15 protein-coding genes and 1 pseudogene are annotated in these 21,035 nt (G+C 73.4%); 10 read left to right on the plus strand and 6 right to left on the minus strand.

From position 1 onward, the window contains the following. The first annotated feature begins 144 nt into the window (after positions 1–144). Positions 145–2,004, plus strand: a complete 1,860-nt coding sequence (locus ACH4S9_RS24710) for a glycoside hydrolase family 97 catalytic domain-containing protein (protein WP_385350092.1) — start codon at positions 145–147, stop codon at positions 2,002–2,004. A 638-nt stretch (positions 2,005–2,642) separates the two neighbouring features. Here ACH4S9_RS24710 and ACH4S9_RS24715 read toward each other — a convergent pair. Both ACH4S9_RS24715 and ACH4S9_RS24720 read right to left on the minus strand, forming a co-directional pair. Then, the gene (locus ACH4S9_RS24715) at positions 2,643–3,482 is read right to left on the minus strand and encodes a TetR family transcriptional regulator (protein WP_311730820.1); all 840 of its coding nucleotides are present in this window, start codon (positions 3,480–3,482) and stop codon (positions 2,643–2,645) included. 88 nt (positions 3,483–3,570) lie between these two features. Next, positions 3,571–5,448 (minus strand): 3-hydroxyacyl-CoA dehydrogenase family protein, encoded by a 1,878-nt coding sequence (locus ACH4S9_RS24720; protein ID WP_398373864.1) that lies wholly within the window; start codon positions 5,446–5,448, stop codon positions 3,571–3,573. A 370-nt stretch (positions 5,449–5,818) separates the two neighbouring features. On the opposite strand from ACH4S9_RS24720, the gene ACH4S9_RS24725 reads away from it, so the two are divergent. After that, on the plus strand, positions 5,819–6,478 hold the full coding sequence (locus ACH4S9_RS24725; RefSeq protein ID WP_311730818.1) for a HEAT repeat domain-containing protein: 660 nt from the start codon (positions 5,819–5,821) through the stop codon (positions 6,476–6,478). Positions 6,479–6,531: 53 nt separating this feature from the next. On the opposite strand, the gene ACH4S9_RS24730 is transcribed toward ACH4S9_RS24725, so the two are convergent. Further along, positions 6,532–7,068, minus strand: a complete 537-nt coding sequence (locus tag ACH4S9_RS24730; RefSeq protein ID WP_398373865.1) for a GNAT family N-acetyltransferase — start codon at positions 7,066–7,068, stop codon at positions 6,532–6,534. A gap of 58 nt (positions 7,069–7,126) precedes the next feature. On the opposite strand from ACH4S9_RS24730, the gene ACH4S9_RS24735 reads away from it, so the two are divergent. Then, positions 7,127–7,915 carry an SDR family oxidoreductase gene (locus tag ACH4S9_RS24735; protein WP_311730816.1) on the plus strand — a complete coding sequence of 263 codons (789 nt, stop codon included), beginning with the start codon at positions 7,127–7,129 and terminating at the stop codon, positions 7,913–7,915. Between the two features lie 47 nt (positions 7,916–7,962). Beyond that, the gene (locus ACH4S9_RS24740; protein ID WP_311730815.1) at positions 7,963–8,319 is read left to right on the plus strand and encodes a MerR family transcriptional regulator; all 357 of its coding nucleotides are present in this window, start codon (positions 7,963–7,965) and stop codon (positions 8,317–8,319) included. A 323-nt stretch (positions 8,320–8,642) separates the two neighbouring features. On the opposite strand, the gene ACH4S9_RS24745 is transcribed toward ACH4S9_RS24740, so the two are convergent. Continuing rightward, positions 8,643–9,680 (minus strand): Rv2578c family radical SAM protein, encoded by a 1,038-nt coding sequence (locus ACH4S9_RS24745; RefSeq protein ID WP_361189062.1) that lies wholly within the window; start codon positions 9,678–9,680, stop codon positions 8,643–8,645. 113 nt (positions 9,681–9,793) lie between these two features. Next, positions 9,794–11,245, minus strand: a complete 1,452-nt coding sequence (locus tag ACH4S9_RS24750) for an MFS transporter (protein ID WP_398373866.1) — start codon at positions 11,243–11,245, stop codon at positions 9,794–9,796. An 18-nt stretch (positions 11,246–11,263) separates the two neighbouring features. Here ACH4S9_RS24750 and ACH4S9_RS24755 point away from each other — a divergent pair. The 6 genes and pseudogenes from ACH4S9_RS24755 to ACH4S9_RS24780 form a co-directional block, all read left to right on the plus strand. Then, positions 11,264–11,509 (plus strand): annotated as a pseudogene (locus tag ACH4S9_RS24755) (TetR family transcriptional regulator); the annotation flags it as partial. Positions 11,510–11,632: 123 nt separating this feature from the next. Further along, the gene (locus ACH4S9_RS24760; RefSeq protein WP_311728312.1) at positions 11,633–12,076 is read left to right on the plus strand and encodes an SRPBCC family protein; all 444 of its coding nucleotides are present in this window, start codon (positions 11,633–11,635) and stop codon (positions 12,074–12,076) included. 198 nt (positions 12,077–12,274) lie between these two features. Continuing rightward, complete coding sequence (locus ACH4S9_RS24765; protein WP_398373867.1) at positions 12,275–14,857, plus strand: MFS transporter; 2,583 nt, start codon at positions 12,275–12,277, stop codon at positions 14,855–14,857. A gap of 97 nt (positions 14,858–14,954) precedes the next feature. Beyond that, a complete protein-coding gene (locus tag ACH4S9_RS24770; protein ID WP_385350115.1) occupies positions 14,955–15,902 on the plus strand; it encodes a hypothetical protein in 948 nt (315 codons plus the stop codon). 101 nt (positions 15,903–16,003) lie between these two features. Further along, on the plus strand, positions 16,004–18,550 hold the full coding sequence (locus tag ACH4S9_RS24775; RefSeq protein ID WP_398373868.1) for a SpoIIE family protein phosphatase: 2,547 nt from the start codon (positions 16,004–16,006) through the stop codon (positions 18,548–18,550). An 87-nt stretch (positions 18,551–18,637) separates the two neighbouring features. Next, positions 18,638–19,375: a class I SAM-dependent methyltransferase gene (locus ACH4S9_RS24780; protein ID WP_385350140.1), complete on the plus strand. Its 738-nt coding sequence runs from the start codon at positions 18,638–18,640 to the stop codon at positions 19,373–19,375. Here the strand turns inward: ACH4S9_RS24780 and ACH4S9_RS24785 are convergent. Next, a complete protein-coding gene (locus tag ACH4S9_RS24785) occupies positions 19,353–21,026 on the minus strand; it encodes a glycosyltransferase (RefSeq protein WP_398373869.1) in 1,674 nt (557 codons plus the stop codon). The genes ACH4S9_RS24780 and ACH4S9_RS24785 overlap by 23 nt on opposite strands. Positions 21,027–21,035: the final 9 nt, after the last annotated feature.

Consider the following 21,035-nt stretch of genomic DNA (forward strand, 5'->3'; position numbering starts at 1 on the left):
TCAGCTCCATCCAACACAGCAAACAGATTGATCCGATGATTTGGCTAGACGGGAGCGTAGGAACGGGCTAATGATGCGTCAAGACACCGGATAGGTCAGATGTATCGGGCCGCGCTCCAAGAGCCGACTCCCCGGGAGGGAACGATGCGCGTCATACGATCCAGGGTCATCAGAGCCGCGGCGGCGGTCGCCTGCGCCGCGGCCGTCCTCGTCCCCCTACGGGCGCAGGCCGATGCGAAGGCGGACGGCCACAGCTGGCGGCTGACCGGGCAGGGCCAGGTCAGCGGGCAGCTCACGCTCACCCGCGAGGGCCGGCTGACCCTGTCCGCCCAGGACGGCCGCACCACCGTGCTGCGCCCCTCCGCGCTCGGCATCCGCACCGCCGACGCCGACCTCAGCACCGGGCTGCGCTACGAAGGGCGCAGCGACAAGCGGATCCATGAGACGTACACGACCACCACCGGGCGCCGCACCCGCCACACCTCCGATGCCTCCGAGTCCACCTTCACCTTCCGCAAGCAGGGGCGGATGCTGAAGGTCGTCTTCCGGGTCTCCGCCGACGGGCTGGCCTACCGCTACGTACTGCCCGGCGAGGGCGGCGCGGACACCGTCACCGTGCTCGGCGAGACCACCGAGTTCGCGGTCCCGCCCACCGCCGAATCCTTCCTGCTGCCCTACGACAACGGCCGCCAGGACTACGAGTCCGCCCACGACCGGACCACCGTCGCCGACGCCGAGGCGGGCGACTACGGCTACCCGTCGCTCTTCCGTGTCGGCGACAGCTGGCTGCTCGTCGAGGAGGCCGACCTCAACAGCTCCTACGGCGGCTCCCGCCTCACCCTCGACGCCGACACCGACCGCTTCAAGCTGACCCTCCCCGACCCCGCCGAGGTCAGCTCCCCCGGCCTCACCACCCCCTGGCGCACCCTGGTCATCGGCGATCTGGCCACCGTCACCGAGAGCGACCTGCCCACCGACCTCGCCGCGCCCTCCAAGGTCGCCGACACCTCCTGGATCAAGCCGGGCAAGGCCGCGTGGTCCTGGTGGTCCGACGGACAGAGCCCCACCAGCCTCGCCGCCCAGAAGAAGTTCGTCGACTTCGCGGCCCGCGAGGGCTGGGAGTACGTGCTCGTCGACTCCGGCTGGAGCAACGACTGGATGCCCGAACTGACCGCCTACGCCAAGGAGAAGGGCGTCGGCGTCTGGCTCTGGGCGCGCTGGCAGACCATCGACGCGCAGAGCGAGCGGGACCGGCTGATGCCGCTGTGGAAGTCCTGGGGCGTGGTCGGACTGAAGATCGACTTCCTGGAGTCGGACGGACAGGACCGGATGCGGTGGTACGACGCGGTCTTCAAGGACAGCGCGAAGTACCACTTCATGCTGAACTTCCACGGCGCGACCATCCCACGCGGCCAGGAGCGCACCTGGCCCCAGCTGATGAGCACCGAGGCGGTCAAGGGCGCCGAGGGCACCCGCCCCAAACCCGGCCGCGAGCCCTTCCCCGCCGCGCACTACACCACGCTGCCCTTCACCCGGAACCTCATCGGGTCCATGGACTTCACGCCCGTCACCTTCACCGGGGTGCGGCCCACGAGCGACGCGGCGGAGCTGGCGCTGTCCGTGGTGTACGAGTCGGGGGTGCAGCACTTCGCCGACAGCGTCGAGTCGTACGACAGCCGGCCGCTCGCCCGGAAGTTCCTGCGGACCGTACCCACGGTCTGGGACGAGACCAAGCTGGTCGACGGCGCCCCCGGGGACCGCGCGGTCCTCGCCCGCCAGTCCGGCGACGACTGGTACCTGGGCGCGATCACCTCGGGCGAGGCACGCACGCTGGACGAGCCCCTGAGCTTCCTGGGCGCGGGCAAGTGGCGCGCGGAGCTGTACACGGACGGCGCGGACGGCCAGATCGCGACCGAGACCCGCGAGGTCACGGCCGCGTCCCGGCTGTCGGTCGCCGTCCCGAAAAACGGCGGCTTCGCGGCGCGCTTCACGCGGGCGGACTAGCGCGTCTCTTTCCCCCACCCCGCCCCTTCCCGAAACCGTGGCTCCGCCCCGGCCCCCGGTGGGGCTGCGCCCCCGGGCGGAGCCCCGGGTCCCGGTGGGGCTTCGCCCCCGGGTGAGGCGCCCCGGTCCCGGCGGGGGTGTGCCCCGGGCCCTGGCGGGGTTTTGCCCCCGGGTCCCGGCGGGGGTGTGCCCCGGGCCCTGGCGGGGTTTTGCCCCCGGGTCCCGGCGGGGGTGTGCCCCGGGCCCTGGCGGGGTTCTGCCCTCGGGTCCCGGCGGGGGTGTGCCCCGGGCCCTGGCGGGGTTCTGCCCTCGGGTCCCGGCGGGGCTCTGCCCCGGATCCGGGGGGTGCACCCGGGCCCGGCGGAGCTACGCCCCGGCTCCCGTGGGGCTTCGTCCCCGGGCCCGGCGGGGACGCTCGCTAGTCCCGGGGGCCTGGGACGTTGCGCAGGTCCTGGCGGGGCTTCGCCCCCAGGGACCTGCGCGTTGCGTTTCGGCCCTGGTGGGGCTGGGCTCGCCCGCTGCCTCGCGGGCCAGCGGGTTGGGGGCGTCCCCCCGTCGGCGCGCCCCCGGTGGGGTCCGGGGCGTAGCCACGGATTCGGGAAGGGGCGGGGAGGGGAGAGCCACCCGCCGTGGGGGCGCTAGCGCTTCAGCGCTCGCTCGATCGTCCGCATCACCTCGTCCAGCGGGGCATCCGTACGGGCCACCATCACCACCACGTCCTCCTCCCCGCTCTTGGCGGACACCGTGGCCGCCGGGCGGCCGGGGAGGGGGCGCCCGGCGCCGATGCCCGTGCCGAAGGCCTGGCGGACGATGTCGAAGGCGTGGTCCAGCTGGGCCTCCACATCGCCCACGCCGCCCGCGCGCAGCCAGCGCCGCAGGACGTGGTTGTGCGCCGTGACCACGGCGGACGCGGCGACCTCCGCGAGCAGCGGGTCGTCGTCGCCGTCGTGGTGCGCGCCCTCGTCGAAGTGGCCCAGCAGATAGCGGGTGAACAGCCGCTCGTAGCGGGCCACCGAGGCGATCTCGCGCTCGCGCAGGGCGGGCACCTCGCGGGTCAGGTGGTAGCGCTCCACGGAGACCGCGGGGGAGGCGGCGTACATCCGCATGACCTCCTTGATCCCCCGGCACACCGTGTCCAGCGGGTGCTCGTGCGGCGGCGCCGCGTCCAGCACGTCCGCGGCCCGCACCAATGTGTCGTCGTGGTCGGGGAAGATCGCCTCTTCCTTGGAGCGGAAATGGCGGAAGAAGGTGCGGCGGGCGACCCCCGCTCTCGCCGCGATCTCATCGACCGTCGTCGCCTCGTAGCCCTGCGTGGCGAACAACTCCATGGCCGCGGCCGCCAGTTTGCGGCGCATGGCCAAGCGCTGGGCGGTGGCCCGGCGGGTGCCGTTGCCTCCCGCGCCGGACGAGTTCGTTCGGTTCGTACGTGGCGTACGAGCGGCCTTCAGAGGCTGGGACATGTGGGGAACGTACTGCATTTTCCGGGGCGATGCCCCCCGGACCCCTGGTGCAGCGGGCTCGGAGGGCGCGGACGGAAGCGGGGCACTGTCCGCCCCGCCCGGCTCCTCAGGCCTTCGCATATTCCCGGAAGCCGCGCCCCGTCTTCCGCCCCAGGCACCCCGCCGCGACCAGGTGTTCCAGCAGCGGCGCGGGTGCCAGACCGGGCTCGCGGAACTCGCGGTGCAGCATCCTCTCGATGGCCAGGGACACATCAAGGCCCACGACGTCCAGCAGCTCGAAGGGGCCCATGGGATAGCCGCCGCCGAGCTTCATCGCGGCGTCGATGGCGTCCGGCGAGGCGTAGTGCTCCTGCACCATTTTCACCGCGTTGTTGAGGTACGGGAACAGCAGCGCGTTGACGATGAAGCCGGCCCGGTCGCCGCAGTCCACCGGGTGCTTGCGCACGGCCTGGCAGACCGCGTGCGCCGTGGCCCGCACCTCGTCCGCCGTCAGGACCGTGCGCACCACCTCGACCAGCTTCATCGCGGGCGCCGGGTTGAAGAAGTGCAGGCCGATCACGTCCTGCGGGCGCGAGGTCGCGCGGGCGCAGGCGATGACCGGCAGCGAGGAGGTGGTCGTGGCCAGCACCGTGCCCGGCTTGCAGACCTTGTCGAGCGCCGCGAAGAGCTGCTGCTTGACGGCCAGGTCCTCGACGACCGCCTCGACGGCGAAGTCCACGTCCGCGAAGGCGTCCAGCGACCCGGCCGGGGAGATCCGGGCCAGCGTCTCGCCGCGGGCCTGCTCGGTCAGTCGGCCCTTGGTCACCGACCGCCCCAGCGACCGGGCGATCCTGGCCTTGGCCGCCTCCGCCTTCTCCGGGGTGCGGGCGGCCAGCACGACCTCGTGGCCCGCTTTGGCGAAGACCTCGGCGATCCCGCTCGCCATGGTGCCCGACCCCGCGACCCCCACCACGCGCACCGGGCGCGCGGCGACCGGGGCCCGGTCGGCGGGGTCCGGGGTCAGCGCGTCCGGGACCACGGTGCCGCTGCCCGGCGCCTCGTACGTATAGAAGCCGCGGCCCGCCTTGCGGCCGGTCAGCCCGGCCTCGGCGAGCTGGCCCAGGATGGGCGCAGGCGCGTGCAGCCGGTCGCCGGAGGCCGCGTACATCGCCTCCAGGACGGTACGGGCCGTGTCGACGCCGACCAGGTCGAGCAGCGCCAGCGGGCCCATCGGCAGCCCGCAGCCCAGCCGCATCGCGGCGTCGATGTCCTCGCGCGCCGCGTACTTCGCCTCGTACATCGCGGCGGCCTGGTTGAGATAGCCGAACAGCAGCCCGTCGGCGACGAACCCCGGCCGGTCGCCGAGCGCGACCGGCTCCTTGCCCAGGTCGCGGGCCAGCGCCGTGACCGCGGCGACGGCCGCGGGCGAGGTCAGCACGCTGGAGACGATCTCGACCAGCCTCATGGCGGGCGCGGGATGGAAGAAGTGCAGGCCCAGGACGCGCTCGGGGCGGGCGGAGTCGGCGGCCAGCCGGGTCACGGACAGCGCGTTGGTGCCGGTGGCGAGGATGGTCTCGGGCCGGACGACGGCGTCCAGGGCGGTGAAGACCTCCAGCTTGATGTCGTAGCTCTCGGGCACGACCTCGATCACCAGATCCGCGTCGGCCGCGGCCCGCAGATCGGTGGAGACGCGGAAGCGGGCCAGCGACTCCTCCCGCTCCCGCTCGGTCATCCGCTCGCGGCGCACGGCGCGGGCGGTGGCGGTCTCCAGCGCGGCGACGGCCCGGCGCGCGGCGCTCTCGCTGACGTCGACGCCGATGACCTCGCGAACCCCGCGGCCCGCCCTGGCCAGCAGTTCGGCGATGCCGGTGCCCATGGTGCCGAGCCCGATGACGGCGACAGTAGTGAGCGGGGCCCGGGAGGGGGAGATATCAGGGGTGGGCGTTTCAGGGCTCGGCGCGGGGTCGGACGTGGGACTGGCGTCGGTGGTCGGAAGACGGTCCATCGCGGACTCCAGAGGGTGTTCCCCGGATATGGGGATGAAGTGACGACTGAGACGACTGAGAGGAGCTTTCGGTCATGCGCGGAGGGCTGACACGAAACTCCTGTGGAAGGGCTTGCACGCTCCCTGACGGACGGCGCCGCACGGAGGAGACTGCCCGTGGGGGAGACACACGGCCGGCCCTGTCCCGGGGCCACGCCGTACCAAACTGCCGAACCGACTTCACGACTTCACACGGCGGCTGCGTCACCAGGCCGCCAGAGCAGGGGTGCTGCTCGTGTCGCCAGTTTAACTGGCGGGTAACCAAGACGCCAGAGCACATTTTGTGACCCGCGCGCCGGGGCGCCGGTCACCGGGGAGGGGAGACCATCACATGGACGAAGAATTCCGCGTACTGACCGACCGGGTGCGGGCCTCGCTCTCGTCCCCGGAGGAGGCCAGGGCCCACGCCTCGCTGCTCGCGCTCGTACGGCAGGGCACCCCCGCCGCGCGCGAGCAGCTCGCCCGCATCCTTGTCGCGCCCGAGCAGCCGCTGTGGGCGCGGGAGACCGCCGCGTTCGTGCTCGGCAGCGCGGGGGACCGGCGGGCCTTCGAGACCCTCGTCCTCCTTCTCAACTACCGCGAACAGGCCCGCTGCGCGACCGCCGCCCGCGTCCTGGCCCGCCTGGCCGACCCGCGCACCGCCCGCGCGGCGGCCGCCCTGGCCACGAACCCGCTGCGCACCGCCTACTCGCTCCACCCCATCCGGCTGCTCGTCGAGCTGCGCGCCCCCGAGTCCGTCCCGGCCCTCGTCGCCGCCCTGGAACGCCAACTGGCGGCCCGGGACCGGCATTGGCCGATCGCGCGCGCCTGCGTCGAGGGCCTCGGGGCGATCGGGGACGAACGCGCTGTCCCGGCCCTGACGTCCGCGGCCCGCCACCCCCGCCTCAGCGCGGCCGCCGCGGCGGCGCTGGCCCGCATCAGCGGCGGAGGCGCCCCTCTCGGGCCCCGCCGCCCGGCCCCGGACAAGCCGGGCCGCGCACGGGTGCGTTGACCGCCCCCCGCCCCGCCTCGCGCGCGCCCGTGCGCGCGCGGGGCGAGATGGGGTCAGGCCGCTATGGGGGCGAGGGGGCGGGCGTAGCGGACTTCGGGGACGGGGACGCCGTCCACCTCGTAGTCCTCCTGACCGCCGTCGGGCGCGAAGCCGGCGCGCTCGTAGAAGCGCCGGGCGCGGGCGTTGCCCTCCAGCACCCACAGCCGCAGCCGTGGAAAGCCCCGCTCGGCGGCGCGGCTGACGGACTCCGTCAGCAGGGCGCGCCCGATGCCGCCGCCGAACAGGTCGTGGCGCACATAGATCGCGTACAACTCCGCGTCCCCCGAGGGCAGATCGCGGTCCCGGTACGGGCCGAAGCACGCCCAGCCGACCACCTCGCCGACCGGGCCGTCGGCCACGAGGTTGACCACGTCCCCCACCCCTCTGGAGAAGAACTCCCGCCGCCGCCGCGCGTCCTTCTCCACGCTCAAGCCGTCCAGGTGCGCCTGCGGTATCAGCCCCCGGTACGCGGCCTGCCAGCCGCGCACCCGCACCGCCGCCACGGCGTCGATGTCCGCTTCCGTCATCTCCCTCACATGTACGCCGTCCATGCGCCCACCGTAGGCCGCTTGACCCTGCCATTGGCGGCAGGCTCGCAGGATCCCGCCCATGGACCACAGCAACGACATGAACACCGAAGAGCCCACCGCCCCCTTCGACGGCAGGGTCGCCCTCGTCACCGGCGCGGGCACCGGGATCGGCCGGGCGACCGCCCGGGCGCTGGCCGGGCTGGGGGCGCGGGTGGTGGCGGTCGGGCGGCGGCCCGGGCCGCTGGACGAGACGGCGGCGGGGCACCCCATGATCGAGCCCTTCCCGGCGGACATCACCGCGGAGGGCGCCGCCGAGGACATCGTGCGGCACGCCGTCGAGGCGCACGGCCGGCTGGACGTGCTGGTCAACAACGCCGCGATCGTGCGCGCCGCGCCGCTGGGCGACAGCACCCGCGAGCTGTCCGCCCCGCTCCTGGCCACCAACCTCCTCGCGCCCGTGCTGCTGACGCGGGCGGCCCTGGGCCCGCTGGAGGAGAACGGCGGTGGTGTGGTGGTGAACGTCAGCACCTCCATCGGCCAGCGCGGCTGGGCGGGCAACTCCGTCTACGCGGCGACAAAGTCGGCCCTGGACACGCTGACCCGCAGCTGGGCGGTGGAGCTGGCGCCGCGCGGGGTGCGGGTGGTGGCCGTCGCGCCCGGCGCGATCGAGACCCCCATCGGGGAGCACCAGGGGCTGACGCCCGAGCAGCGCGCGAAGGTACGGGCCTGGCAGCTGGCCCACACCCCGCTGGGGCGGATCGGGCGTCCGGAGGAGGTGGCGTGGGCGATCACCCAACTGGCGTCGCCCGAGGCGGCGTTCGTGACGGGCGTGGTCCTGCCGGTGGACGGCGGGGCCGTGGTCGGCTGAGCGCGGGCGGTGGACGGCTGGTAGAACGGGCACCGGAGGTGGGACCGGTGCGGATCGGGGAGCTGGCGGAGGCCACGGGCGCGACGCCGCGCGCGCTGCGCCACTACGAGCAGGCGGGGCTGATCACGTCCGCGCGCGAGCCCAACGGCTACCGCGACTACGACGAGCGGGCCGTCGTCCGCGTGCGCAACATCCGCGAACTGCTCGCGGTGGGCCTCACGCTGGACGACATCCGCTGCTTCCTGCCGTGCCTGGACGGCGATGTGACGAGCGTGCGGCCCGCCGCCGAGGGGCTGAGGATCGCCCGCGAGCGGCTCGCCGTCCTTGACGCCCGCATCGCCGCCCAGACCGAGGCCCGCGACCGGCTGGCGGCCGCGGTGAGCCGGGCGGCCGCGAGCGCATGACGGCGGCGGGGACGGCGGCGGGCCGTCCGCCGGAACCGGTCCCATCCCGGAGGACGGCTGGTTCGCCCGCTATCGCGCCAAGCCCCACGCGCCGGGCCTGCGGCGGCGCGCGGCCGCGCCGGCCGGGCCGCGAGCCCCGTCCGCCGGAGGACCCCGCGCGCATCGCCGGGCTCCTTCCCCTCCCCGCCCCCTGCCGTTGTGCGGCTCCGCCGCGTGGGGGGGGCTTCGCCCCTGGACTCGGGGTCTGGGGCAGCGCCCCAGTTTCGGGAAGGGGCGGGGAGGGGAAGGAGCCCGCCGCAGGCGTCACGGTGCGCCGGGCACCCTTAGAGCAGCGTCAGCTGGTCGGGCGCCTCGGTGGCGGGGGCGGCATCCGTGGCCCGCGGGGCGGTGACGCCGCGGTGCGCGCCCGCGCGGTACGGGCCGATGCCGTACTCGTCGGCGAACTCGTGGACCATCCCGGTGATCCGCCGCTGATACCACCGCGGCGCATACGCCCCGCCGCCGTACAGCGCGTCGTAGCGGGGCAGCAGCCGCGGGTGGTGGCGGGCCAGCCAGGCCGTGAACCACTCGCGGGCGCCGGGCCGCAGATGCAGCACGAGCGGCGTCACGGACGTGGCCCCGGCCGCCGCGATGGCCCGTACGGTCGCGCGCAGCTGCTCGGGGGAGTCACCGAGGTAGGGGATCACCGGGGCCATCAGCACCCCGCACGGGATGCCGTGGTCGGTCAGGGTGCGCACCGCCTCCAGGCGCCGCTCGGGTGAGGGCGTGCCCGGCTCGACGGTGCGCCACAGCCCGGGGTCGGTGAAGCCGACCGAGACGGAGACGCCGACATCGGTGACGCGGGACGCCCGCCGCAGCAGCTCCAGGTCGCGCAGGATCAGGGTGCCCTTGGTGAGGATGGAGAAGGGGTTGGCGCGCTCGGTCAGGGCGGTGAGGATGCCGGGCATCAGCCGGTAGCGGCCCTCGGCCCGCTGGTAGCAGTCGACGTTGGTGCCCATGGCGATGTGCTCGCCGCGCCAGCGGCGGGAGGCCAGCTCGCGGCGGAGCAGCTCGGCGGCGTTGATCTTCACCACGATCTGGGTGTCGAAGTCGAGGCCGGTGTCGAGGTCGAGATAGCTGTGCGTCTTGCGCGCGAAGCAGTAGACGCAGGCGTGGGAGCAGCCGCGGTACGGGTTGACCGTCCATTCGAACGGCATCCGGGAGGCGCCGGGCACCCGGTTGACGATCGAGCGGGCGCGGATCTCGTGGAAGGTGATCCCGCGGAATTCGGGGGTGTCGAAGGTGCGGGTCGTCACCGCGTCTGCCGCGAAGAGGGCGGGCGCGGCCGCCCCGTCGCCGTCGGTCAGGTTGTCCCAGCGCATGGCTCGCACCTCCGGGGGTCTCGCTCGTCCCAGAATTAGAACACATGTTTCATTCATGGGTCAGCCCCCCGGAGGTGCTCCGGTCAGTCCCGGTCAGTCCCGGTCAGTCCCGGTCAGCCCCGGGCGCTCGGCGCCGAGGCCCGGGGCTCGGCGACCGCCGGGCCGCCGGCGGCGCGGAGCGAGCCGGCCGTGCGGCGGGCGCGGCCCGCCGGGACGAGCAGGGCCGCGAGGGCGGCGGCGAGGCAGAGCAGGGTCAGCAGGGCGAAGCCGTGGGTGTAGCCGGATTCGTACGGCAGGCCGGAGGGCTGGAGGCGGCTGGTGACCAGCACGCTGGTGACGGAGGCGCCGATGGAGCCGCCGATGGTGCGGATGTTGGCGTTCATGCCGGTCGCGGCGCCGGTCTGCTCGGCGGGGACGCTGCCCACGATGAGGTTGGCCATCGAGGCGAAGGCCAGGCCGATGCCGAGGCCGAAGATCCCGGCGACGAACGCCACCTGCCACTGCCGGTCGTGCCACAGCGTGAGGAAGCCGCAGGCGACGGCGCCGAGCGCGGCGCCCGCCACCAGCAGCCGCTTCGCGCCGAGGCGCGGCTCGAGGCGGCCGCTGAGCACGCCCGCGCCGAACATGGCGATCAGCATGGGGAGCATCAGCAGCCCGGCCCCGGTGACGGAGGCGCCGAAGCCGTAGCCCGCGGCGGACGGGGTCTGCGCGAAGCCGGGGAGGAAGGACCAGATCGCGTACATGCCCGCGCCGAACAGCAGCGCCGCGGCGTTGGTGGTCCATACGGCGGGCAGTCGCATGACGCGCAGGTCGATCAGCGGGTTGGCGGAGCGGGCCTCGGCGATCAGCCACAGGGCGAACAGCAGCGCGGCGGCCACGAAGAGCGTGATCACCCGGGCCGAGCCCCAGCCCCAGACGGCCGCCTGGCTGAGCGGCAGCAGCAGCGCGACCAGCCAGCCCGAGAGCAGCACGGCGCCGAGCCAGTTGACGCGTCCGGAGGCGCGGGTGGGGGATTCGGGGATGAAGCGCAGGGCGATCAGCGCGGTGGCGGCGACGATCCCGACGGGCAGCCAGAACAGCCAGCGGTAGTCCAGCGCGGAGACGATGGGTCCGGCGGCGACCATCCCGACGCCGCCGCCCGCGGCGATGACCGCCGAGAGGTTGCTGATGCTGGGGCTCACCTCCTCGGCGGCGAACTCGTCGCGGATGATGCCGAAGGAGAGCGGGAAGAGCGCGCCGCCGATGCCCTGGATCACCCGGGCGACGATGAGGACGCCGATCGTGGGCGCGAGTGCCGCGAGCAGACAGCCGAGGGTCAGCGTGACGAGCACCGCGACCAGGGTGCGCTTCTTGCCGATCAGATCGCCGACGCGGCCGAGGATCGGGGTGAAGATCGAGGCGGAGAGCAGATACGCGGTCATCACCCAGGTCGCGGTCGACTGCGAGGTGTGCAGGGCGTGCTGCACGGTCGGCAGGGCCGGGGCGATCAGCGACTGGAGCATGGAGAACACGCCGGCGCCTGTCGCGAGGACCGCGAAGGTGAGGCGAGCGGAGTTGCGGGGCATGGGTGGCCTCTCCAAAACAAGCGGGCGATCCGCGAGGCCATGGACGGCGAGTCGGACATCTTCGCCGCCTGCCGCGAGTCGATGTACCGGGCGGGCGGCCCGCTCTTCGAACGGGCGCTCCAGGCCGGCCAGGTCCGCACCGATATCGGCTTCGACGACCTGCTGCGCATGGTGGCCGGTATCACCGCGACGAACTTCCTCGACGACGCCCAGCGCGACCGCGTCCTCGGCGTGGCCCTCGACGGTGTCCGCGCGGTGCGCTGATCCGGCCGCCGAGGCCTTACCGGTGGCGGCCTCCAATTAGGCAAAGTCCCAGCAAAAATGGTTGGCTTGCCGCAGTCGAGAGCGCCGCATGACGGGGCGCCGTTCCACGAGTGGAGGAGAGCAATGGGCCAAGTCGAGGCCACCACCGAACGGATCGTCACGGGCAGCCCCGAGGACGTGTTCGACGCGCTCGCCGACTACAGCGGTGTGCGCGGCCGGCTGCTGCCGGAGCAGTTCAGCGAGTACGAGGTACGCGAGGGCGGCGACGGTGAGGGCACGCTGGTCCACTGGAAGCTCCAGGCCACCAGCAAGCGCGTGCGCGACTGTCTGCTGGAGGTGACCGAGCCGACCGACGGGGAGCTGATCGAGAAGGACCGCAACTCCTCGATGGTCACCACCTGGGTCGTGACCCCGGCGGGTGAGGGCAAGGCGCGGGTGGTCGTCACCTCGACCTGGCAGGGTGCGGGCGGCATCGGCGGCTTCTTCGAGCGGATGTTCGCGCCCAAGGGGCTGGCCCGGATCTACGACGCGGTGCTCGCCAAGCTCGCGGCCGAGGTCGAGAAGTAGCCGGTCGCGAGGCAACCGGAGGATTCACCGGATCGGGTGGTTTTCCTTGCGGCGTGCCTCGCCGCCGTACACCCTCCCACCGGGGCGAAAGCCTCTGAACGTCCCTCTCCCCACCCGTCATCGGCGATTCGTCGCGCTTGCTCACAGTTGTCGCGTAATGCGAGAAAAGGGCGGCGGTGCAGGCGCGACGAAGGGGAGATGGACGTGGGCGGGATCACCTGGACCCCCCTGGCCAAGGGGGACGAGCCGGGACGCGCCACCGCTCCCGTGCCCGCATGGGCCCGGACGGCGCACGAGGCCGCGCAACAAGCGCAGCAGCAACAAGCACAGCAGACGGCATCACAGGCAGCACCACCGACAGCGCCTCCGGCGGAGCCGGAGACGGCGCCGGAGGCCGCCTGGGAGGCGCAGGCGCCGGACCCCGGGGCGCCGGGCGGCGCTCCCATCCCGCTCAGCCCGGCCCGAGTCCGGATGATCTTCTTCGGGCTGGTGCTCACCCTCCTGCTGGCCGCCCTCGACCAGACCATCGTGGCCACCGCCCTGCCGAAGGTGGTCGGTGAACTGCACGGCCTGGACAAGATGTCCTGGACCGTCACCGCCTACCTCCTCACCTCGACCATCGTGCTCCCGGTCTACGGCAAGCTGGGCGATCTCATGGGGCGCAAGAGCGTCTTCCTCTTCGCCATCGCCGTCTTCGTGGCCGGCTCCGCCCTGGCGGGCTGGTCGCGCACCATGGACGAGCTGATCGCCTTCCGGGCGGTCCAGGGCGTGGGCGCCGGGGGCCTGATGATCGGCATTCAGGCGATCATGGCGGACATCGTTCCGCCCCGCGAACGCGGCCGCTACATGGGGCTCATCGGCGCCTCGTTCGGCCTCGCGTCGGTCGCCGGGCCGCTGCTCGGCGGCTATCTCACCGACCATCTGTCCTGGCGCTGGTGCTTCTACATCAACGTGCCCTTCGGCCTGGCCACCATGGCCGTCGTGACCGTCGCCCTCAAGCTCCCCAGGGTCGCCCGGCGGGGCCGCTTCGACTATCTGGGCGCGCTGCTCCTGGGCGTGGCCTCGACCTGCCTGGTCTTGCTGACGAGTTGGGGCGGCACCGAGTACCCGTGGAAGTCCCGCGTCATCCTCGGGCTCGCGCTCGGGGCGCTGGGCAGCGCGATCCTCTTCGCCGTCGTCGAGGCCGTGGCGCCCGAACCGATCATGCCGCTGCGGCTGTTCCGCGACTCGGTCTTCTGCGTCACCGGGCTCATCGGCGCGGTCATCGGCCTGGGCCTCTTCGGGGCCGCCAGCTATCTGCCCACCTTTCTCCAGATGGTCGACGGCGTCAGCGCCACCGAGTCGGGGCTGCTGATGCTCCCCATGATGGCCGGGACGGTCGTGGCCTCCATCGCCTCCGGCCAGCTCATCAGCATGACCGGCCGGTACCGGATCTACCCCCTCTTCGGCAGCGCGCTGGCTGCCATCGGCATGTGGCTGCTCTCCCGGATGGAGGTGGGCACCTCCCGCCTGGACTACAGCCTGTGGATGGGGGTCTTCGGGCTCGGCCTCGGGCTGGTCCTGCCGGTGCTGGTGCTCGCCGTCCAGAACTCCGTACGCCCTGCCGACATCGGCTCCGCCACCAGCGCCAACAACTACTTCCGGCAGATGGGCGGCAGCGTCGGCGCGGCCGTCTTCGGCACCCTGTTCGCCCATCGCCTCGCCGACCGGCTCGCGGTCGAACTCCCCGCCGCCGGCCCCGATCCGGGGGCCTCCGGCACCGGGATCTCCGACCCCCAGTCGGTCACCCCGGAACTGGTGCACTCGCTGCCCGGCGCGCTGCGCGACGGCTATATCGCGGCGTACGCCGACGCCATGCCGCGGATCTTCCTCTATCTCGTGCCGGTGCTCGTCCTGGGCTTCCTGCTCGCCTTCCTCCTGAAGGAGAAACCTCTGGTGTCCACCACCGACTTCGCCGTCCAGCAAGACCCCGTCGTCCCCGCCGCGCGGACCGTGCCCCGGACCGCCCCGGCCCCCACCATCGCGGGCATTCCGGTTTGCGGCACCGTCCAGCACCACGACGGCACCACGGTCCCGCGCGCCGCGCTCACCCTCATCGACATCGCGGGGCGCCAGATCGGGCGCGGGGCCACCGGCGAGGACGGCCGGTACGCGCTGAGCACGCCGGGCGCGGGCTCGTACGTCCTGATCGCCTCGGCGGGCGGCCATCAGCCGCGGGCGGTCAGCGTCACGGTCGGCGAGCGCCCGGTCGACCTGGACGTGGTGCTCGGCGGGGCCGGGCGGCTGGCCGGGATGGTGTGCACCGCGGACGGCGCTCCCGTGCGGGACGCCACCGTCACCCTTACCGATGTGCGCGGCGAGGTCGTCGCCACCACTCGCAGCGGGCTCGACGGGGGCTATGTGATCACGGAGTTGGTGGCGGGCGAGTACACCCTCGCCTCCAGCGCCCCCGCCTTCCGCCCGGCCGCGCTGCCGGTCACCGTCCAGGCCGCCCGGGAGACCCGGCAGGACATCGAGCTGGCGGGCGGCGCGGTGCTGCGCGGCGTGGTGCGGGCGGGCGGCGGACGGCTCGTCGAGGACGCGCGCGTCACGCTGCTCGACGCGGCCGGAAACGTCGTTGACACGGCGACCACCACGGTGGACGGCGCCTTCCGCTTCGTCGACCTCTCGGCGGGCGAGTACACGGTGATCGCGGCCGGCTATCCGCCGGTCGCGACGGTCCTCCAGGTCGCGGGCGGCGGCCGCACCGAGCGTGACCTGCAACTCGGCCACGAGGACTGAGCCCTCCGGGGCACCTGGCAAGTTCGCCTCCGTGCCCTAGACTTCCCGGCCATCGGCGAGAACGCGTCGTCGAAGACATGGGCGAGGAGGAGTTGGCATGGCAACGGGGGGATGGGGTCCGCCGAACGGCCCCGGGCAGGGAAACAACCGCTGGGGACCACAGCCCCCGGCACCCGATCCGTACGCGCCGCCGCCGACGCCCGATCCGTACGGACCGCCGCCGCCGAACCCCTATGGTCCGCCGCCCCCGCCGCCCGGGCCCTACCGGCCGGCGCCCACGGGCCGGCGCTGGTACCGGCGGGTGCCCTTCCTCTCCTTCCTCATCCCCCTGTTCCGCCTCTCGCAACGGCCCGCGCGGCGACTGTTCGACCAGGACGGCGGCGGGCGCGTGCACGACCCCGTGGTCGACCGCGTCCAGATCGCCCGCACGGCGCTCGGCGTCCTCGCGACGGTCGCGCTCTACTACCTGTACGGGGAGGACGGCGACCTGGAGGACCAGGCAAGCGAAAGCGCCGGCCAGCTCATCCTGACCCCCGTCCTGCTCATCATCGTCGTACCGGTGGTGATCGCCCTCTTCATCCGCTACGCGCCCGCGGAGCGGCGGCGGTTGCTGCGCTCGCGGCTCGGCGTCCCGCTCAAGACCGTCGGCTTGTACGTCCTGACCGTGGCCGTCATCGCCGGCCTGTCGTACGTGATCTTGAAAACCCCGGTGCTGCACGACCTGCACGGGGTATGGCTGTTCGTGGCCGCCGTCCCGGCGCTCTGGTTCCTGCTGTGGCTGCTGCCGTTCGCCGTCCTCGCCTCGGCCTACATCGCCCGCTCCGCCTTCAACACCGCCTATGTGCACGCCGCGCTGCCCGCCGTGATCACCGTGGTGATGGTGTGGATCATCGCCGTCCTGAACGCGACCGGGGGCGGCATGCCGGGCGGGCCGCTGTGGGCCCAGTTCTGTGCCCTGTTCGGCGGCCCCCTGTCGGTGACCGCGATCTCCCTGTGGGAGCTGCGCCGACTGCGCACGCGCCACGGCGTGACCATACGCGGCTGAGACAACCCCCTATTCGGGTATTGGGGCGCGCGGCGGCCCGCGGCGGTCGTACCGTGGGTAGCGGTGGCGCAGATCTTGCCTGGTTAAGGAGTCTTCCGGCGATGGACCGTGGCACGTCGCACGGCGACGATGAGCTGGGCGGGGTGCCCCGGGTGCCGGCGCAGCGGGGCGGCAGCGGCGGGCCCGGGCGGATGCCGCTCGCGGTGGTGGTCATCGACGTCGACGGGCTGGTGACGCACTGGAGTTCGGGTGCGCGTCGGCTTTTCGGGCGCAGCCGTGAGGAGGCCATGGGCTGCCGGGCCGTCGATCTGATGCCGGTCTCGGGCGCGCTGGGCGGCGAGGAATGGCGATACGAGGAGGGCGGGCACGAGCACGGGCGCGGGCCCGATCTGGACGCCGCGCCGGCCGGGGCGCCGCCGTATCCCACGGCCGGGCGGGCCCGGATGGCCGATCAGGCGCATGGCCAGGTCGATGTGTTGTGGTGGGCGTATCCGCTGGTCGGGTCGGGGCCGGAGCGGCTGCTGGTGCTCGCGGCGGACGCCTCGGGGCTGGCCGAGGCGGAGCGCGCGACCGGCGGGGAGCGGGAGCGGTTCTCGCCCGGCTTCGCGCTGCACACCGAGTTCCCCGGCGCGGACCGGCTCGCCGGGCGGCTGCCGGACATCCTGCCCAACATGGGCCCGGCCAGGGCCGGCCGGATCGTCGCGCAGATCCTCGAACTCGGCTATCCGGTGCTGGAGATCAGCAGGAACGAGCGGGTGCCGGTGACCCCGGACTGGGGCATGCCCCGCTACCGGGAGCGGCAGGCCCGGCAGGAGGCCGCACGGCGAGCCGCGTCCGCCGGGGCCGGGACCGGCGGCGGGGCAGGGGGCGCGCAGGGAGCGCCGAGCGCCCCCGGAGTGCCGTACGCACCTGAGGACATCGACCTCGAATACGCCGCCGTCCGCGAGCGCCTGGAATTCCTCAACGAGGTCAGCGGGCGCATCGGCAGCTCGCTCGACCTCGCGCGCACCATCCGCGAGGTCACCAGCGCCGCCGTGCCCCGCTTCGCCGACTTCGCCGGCACCCATCTCCGCGCCCAGGTGCTGGCCGGCGAGGGATTCCCCGACGGCCCGCCCGACGTCACCACCATCTGGCACCGGGTGTGGGTCGAGCACAACGACGAACCGGGCCGCTGGGACGACACCGTGCCGGTCGGGGAGGCCATCGCGTTTCCCGAACACACGCCGTTCTTCCAGTGCATGGTCACCGGCGAGCCCGTGCTGATCCCGTACATCGACGACGCGCTGGGCGACCGGATCTCCGGGGAGTTCGAGAAGCGCGACCTGCGGCCGCTGATCAACGGGCGGTCGCTGCTGATCGTGCCGCTCAAGGCGCGCGATGTGGTGCTGGGCTTCATGGTGCTGATGCGCCGCGCGGGGCGGGAGCGGTTCCACGACATGGACCGCACGACCGGCGCCGAACTCGCCGCCCGCGCGGGCCTGGTGCTCGACAACTCCCGCATGTACACGTACCAGGAGAACGTCGCCGAGACGCTCCAGGACAGCATGCTGCCCCAGGTCACCCCGCGCATGGCCGGATGCGACACGGCCACCCGCTATCTGCCCGGCACCCGGCTCGGCCGGGTCGGCGGCGACTGGTTCGACTGCGTCAAGCTGTCCGGCTCGCGCACCGCCCTCGTCGTCGGCGACGTCATGGGACACGGCCTGAACTCGGCCGCGATGATGGGCCAGTTACGGATCGCCGTACAGACCATGGCGGCCCTCGACCTGCCGCCCGCGCAGCTCATGCGCGGCCTCGACGACCTGGCGCAGCGGCTCGGCGAGCACTACCTGGCCACCTGCCTCTACGCGGTCTACGACCCCATCCGCTCCGAGCTGCTGATCTCCAACGCGGGCCATATCCCGCCCGTGCTGGTGCGCGCCGAGGACGGCCGCAGCGAGCTGCTCGACCTGCCGACCGGAGCGCCCATCGGGGTCGGCGGGGTGCCCTTCGAGACCGCCCGGATACGCGTGTCGCCCGGCGACCGCCTGGTGCTGTGCACGGACGGCCTGGTGGAGGTGCGCGGCCAGGACATAGGCGACGGGCTCGCCGCGCTGTGCGAGTCCGCCGCACACCCGGCGGCGTCCATGGACGACGCCTGCGACACCATCATCCGCGCCCTCAACACCCGCGGCGGCCGCAAGGACGACGTGGCGCTGCTGATGGCCCGGCTCAACGGCATCCCGGCCGCCGACGTGGCCCAGTGGCGGCTCGCGCTGGAGCCGCGCGAAGTGGGCCGGGCGCGGCGGCTGGTGGGGGAGCGGCTGCTCCAATGGGGGCTCCCGGAGGCCGTGGAGACCGCGCAACTGCTGGTCAGCGAGGTCGTCACCAACGCGATCCGGCACGCCCACACCCACCATGTCGTGCTGCGCCTGGTCCGTACGGACGCGCTGCTGTGGGAGGTCTTCGACGACGACCACGAGCTGCCGGTGCTGCTGAGCGCGGGCCGCAACGACGAGACGGGGCGCGGGCTGCGGGTGGTCGACGCGCTGGCGCGGGAGTGGGGCGGCAGCCGGTCGGCCGACGGCAAGACGGTCTGGTTCGAACAGACACTTCCCCGCCCGGAGCGCGCGGCGCGCGGGTCGCGCGGGGGCGCGAATATCGCGTGAAGGAACGCGCCCGGCTCTTGTCCACGGCTGGTGAGCGGCGATAGTCACCTTGATCGTATGGGTGGCCTCTACTCCGGGGAGCGGCGGATGAGCGTGTCGGAGCGCTACAGGCAGGCGTGGGAGAGCTACTGGCAGAACACCTCGGACGCGCCGGGGGAGGCCATCTGGGACGCCGACCCGTCACTGTCCGCGGCCCCGCACCTCGAACTGCTCGCCCCGCACGCGGACACCGGGCTGCCGATCGCCGACCTCGGCTGCGGCAACGGCACCCAGACCCGCTATCTGGCCTCCCACTTCCCCCGCGCCATCGGCGTCGACCTCTCCCAGGCGGCCATCGAACACGCGCGGCGCGCCGACACGGAGAAGGTGGCCGAGTACGAGCAGCTCAACCTGACCGACGCGGCGCGCGTACGGGAACTCCACGAGCGGCTCGGCGACACCAACGTCTATATGCGCGCCGTCATCCACCAGAGCGACCCTCCGGACCGGCGGCCCGTCGCGGAGGCGGTGGCCACCCTGCTGGGACGGCACGGGCGGGCCTTCGTCGCCGAGCTGACCGAGGAGTCCAAGACCGTACTGCGCGAGGCCGCACAGGACCCCGGCGGCCCGCCGCCCAAACTCCGCCGGGTGTTCGACCACGGCCTGCGGCCCGCCGACGCGCGGACCGTGGAGGTGCCGGAGCTGTTGCGCGAGGCGGGGCTGACGGTGCTGGACCACGGGCTCACCACCCTGCCGCAGACCGAGTACCGCGCCGACGGGACGCGGATCGACCTCCCGGCCCAGTGGTTCGTGGTCGCCGCGCTCAACTCCTCGCGCCCAGCGTGATGACCGTGGCCGTGCCGAGGGAGCCTTCGGTGGGGATCGTCCGGGTCGTGGTGGCACGCCCGTCGATGAGACGGCGCAGGGACGCGGGACCGGGCTGCAACCGGCCCCGTTCGAAGAGGACCAGGCTCACCTCGACCCCGGAGGGCGGCGTCATCCGCCGGTACTGTCCGTAGGTGACCGCATCGCAGCCGGAGTACCAGCCGAGGTCGGGCTCGTAGCCGGTGACCAGCAGGCAGGGCCGGTCACCACCGGCGAGCTGCCGTGCCACGGCGAGGGTCGACACGCGTTGGGCGGTCGGGCCCGGCATCGCGTCGTGCGCCACGTACTGCGCGGTGGCGGGCACGGTGACGGCGGCCAGCGCGGCGACGGCGGTGAGCACGGTCGCGGACCAGCGCCCGGCGGCCTCGGCGAGGGTCTGCACACCGAGCACGGTCAGCAGCACGACGGGCAGATAGACGAAGCGGGGCTCGCCGTCCGTGGCCACGCCCAGCACGACGAAGGTGAGGACCGCGGTCATGCCCAGAAACACGTGGCGGCGGTCGTCACGGCGGCGGCGCCTGATCGCGGCGCCCAGCCCCCACAGCCCCGCGGCCATGACGACGCCGCCGAGGTCACCGGCCAGCCGGTACGGGAAAATGGACAGGTAGTACACGAGACCGTCGCCCACATACGCCCGGCCCGCGTGCTCGGTCGCGGAGAAGATCAGGCCGAGGGGGCCGCCGGTGACCTCGGTGGCGTAGACGAAGTGCGGTATCAGCCCGGCGAGGAAGATACCCGCGCACAGGGCCAGCCGGCGGCCCTGCGCCAGCCAGGCCCGGGGCCCGTAGGCCAGGACGGCGGCGGCGACGACGGCCGCGAGGGTGCCCACCACGCCGTACCGCAGATAGAAGGCCGCGAGCGCCGGGAGGGGCACGGCGAGCAGTGCCCGTGAACCGGGCTTCTCCTGCGCGCGGACCAGCAGATACACCACGATCAGGAGCAGGCCCGTGGCGCCGATGTCATTGAGGAACAGCGGCACGCGGCGCAGGAAGCCCAGCCCGCTGAGCAGCAGAAGCGTCACCACCACGGCCCGGCGGGGAGTGGTCAGCCGGGCCGCGACCAGATAGGTCGTGGTCAGCGTGAACAGGGTCAGCAGCAGCGCGACCACCCGCAGCGCCCCCACGTCGTCGTGCACGGCCAGGGCGATCCGGCCGAGGGCGGGAAGCCCCACCGGGCGGTAGGTGCCCCAGCCCGCGTCCGGGGTGCCGTCGTCAAGCCAGGAGCGGGCCTTGTTGCCGTACACCGCCTCCTCGTGGCCGATCAGCGGCTCGTGGTCCTGAAGCGCGGCCCACGCGGCGGCGGCCATGGCCAGCACCCCGGCGACCCACGCCCACGCGGGTATTCGCCGCAGCCGTTCCACGGCCTGGACGGCCACGGGCGGCGGGTCGGGCACCGTTCGCAGGCCCCTCACGGCGAGCAGCCACGCCGGGGCGGCGACCAGCAGGAAGGGCCACGGCTGCCCACCGACGACCCCCACCGCGTGCAGCACCTGCTGTACGACGGCGGCGAGCGTCGTCACGACGGCCACCACCAGAGCCACCCGTTGGCCGCGCGGCGCTCTTTCCGGGGCGCCGTGGACCGGATCGGGGATGAGCAGGGGGGCGGTGGGCACGGGTCACCT

It is taken from the genome of Streptomyces sp. NPDC021225 (genome assembly GCF_044332865.1).
GTDB lineage: Bacteria > Actinomycetota > Actinomycetes > Streptomycetales > Streptomycetaceae > Streptomyces.

Coding starts and splice junctions, on each gene's coding strand:
- ACH4S9_RS24725 (WP_311730818.1), top strand. CDS start 5,819: ATGGACGAAGAATTCCGCGTACTGACCGACCGGGTGCGGGCCTCGCTC.
- ACH4S9_RS24775 (WP_398373868.1), top strand. CDS start 16,004: ATGGACCGTGGCACGTCGCACGGCGACGATGAGCTGGGCGGGGTGCCC.
- ACH4S9_RS24750 (WP_398373866.1), bottom strand. CDS start 11,245: ATGCCCCGCAACTCCGCTCGCCTCACCTTCGCGGTCCTCGCGACAGGC.
- ACH4S9_RS24735 (WP_311730816.1), top strand. CDS start 7,127: ATGGACCACAGCAACGACATGAACACCGAAGAGCCCACCGCCCCCTTC.
- ACH4S9_RS24710 (WP_385350092.1), top strand. CDS start 145: ATGCGCGTCATACGATCCAGGGTCATCAGAGCCGCGGCGGCGGTCGCC.
- ACH4S9_RS24765 (WP_398373867.1), top strand. CDS start 12,275: ATGGACGTGGGCGGGATCACCTGGACCCCCCTGGCCAAGGGGGACGAG.
- ACH4S9_RS24780 (WP_385350140.1), top strand. CDS start 18,638: ATGAGCGTGTCGGAGCGCTACAGGCAGGCGTGGGAGAGCTACTGGCAG.
- ACH4S9_RS24730 (WP_398373865.1), bottom strand. CDS start 7,068: ATGGACGGCGTACATGTGAGGGAGATGACGGAAGCGGACATCGACGCC.
- ACH4S9_RS24720 (WP_398373864.1), bottom strand. CDS start 5,448: ATGGACCGTCTTCCGACCACCGACGCCAGTCCCACGTCCGACCCCGCG.
- ACH4S9_RS24745 (WP_361189062.1), bottom strand. CDS start 9,680: ATGCGCTGGGACAACCTGACCGACGGCGACGGGGCGGCCGCGCCCGCC.
- ACH4S9_RS24715 (WP_311730820.1), bottom strand. CDS start 3,482: ATGCAGTACGTTCCCCACATGTCCCAGCCTCTGAAGGCCGCTCGTACG.
- ACH4S9_RS24760 (WP_311728312.1), top strand. CDS start 11,633: ATGGGCCAAGTCGAGGCCACCACCGAACGGATCGTCACGGGCAGCCCC.
- ACH4S9_RS24770 (WP_385350115.1), top strand. CDS start 14,955: ATGGCAACGGGGGGATGGGGTCCGCCGAACGGCCCCGGGCAGGGAAAC.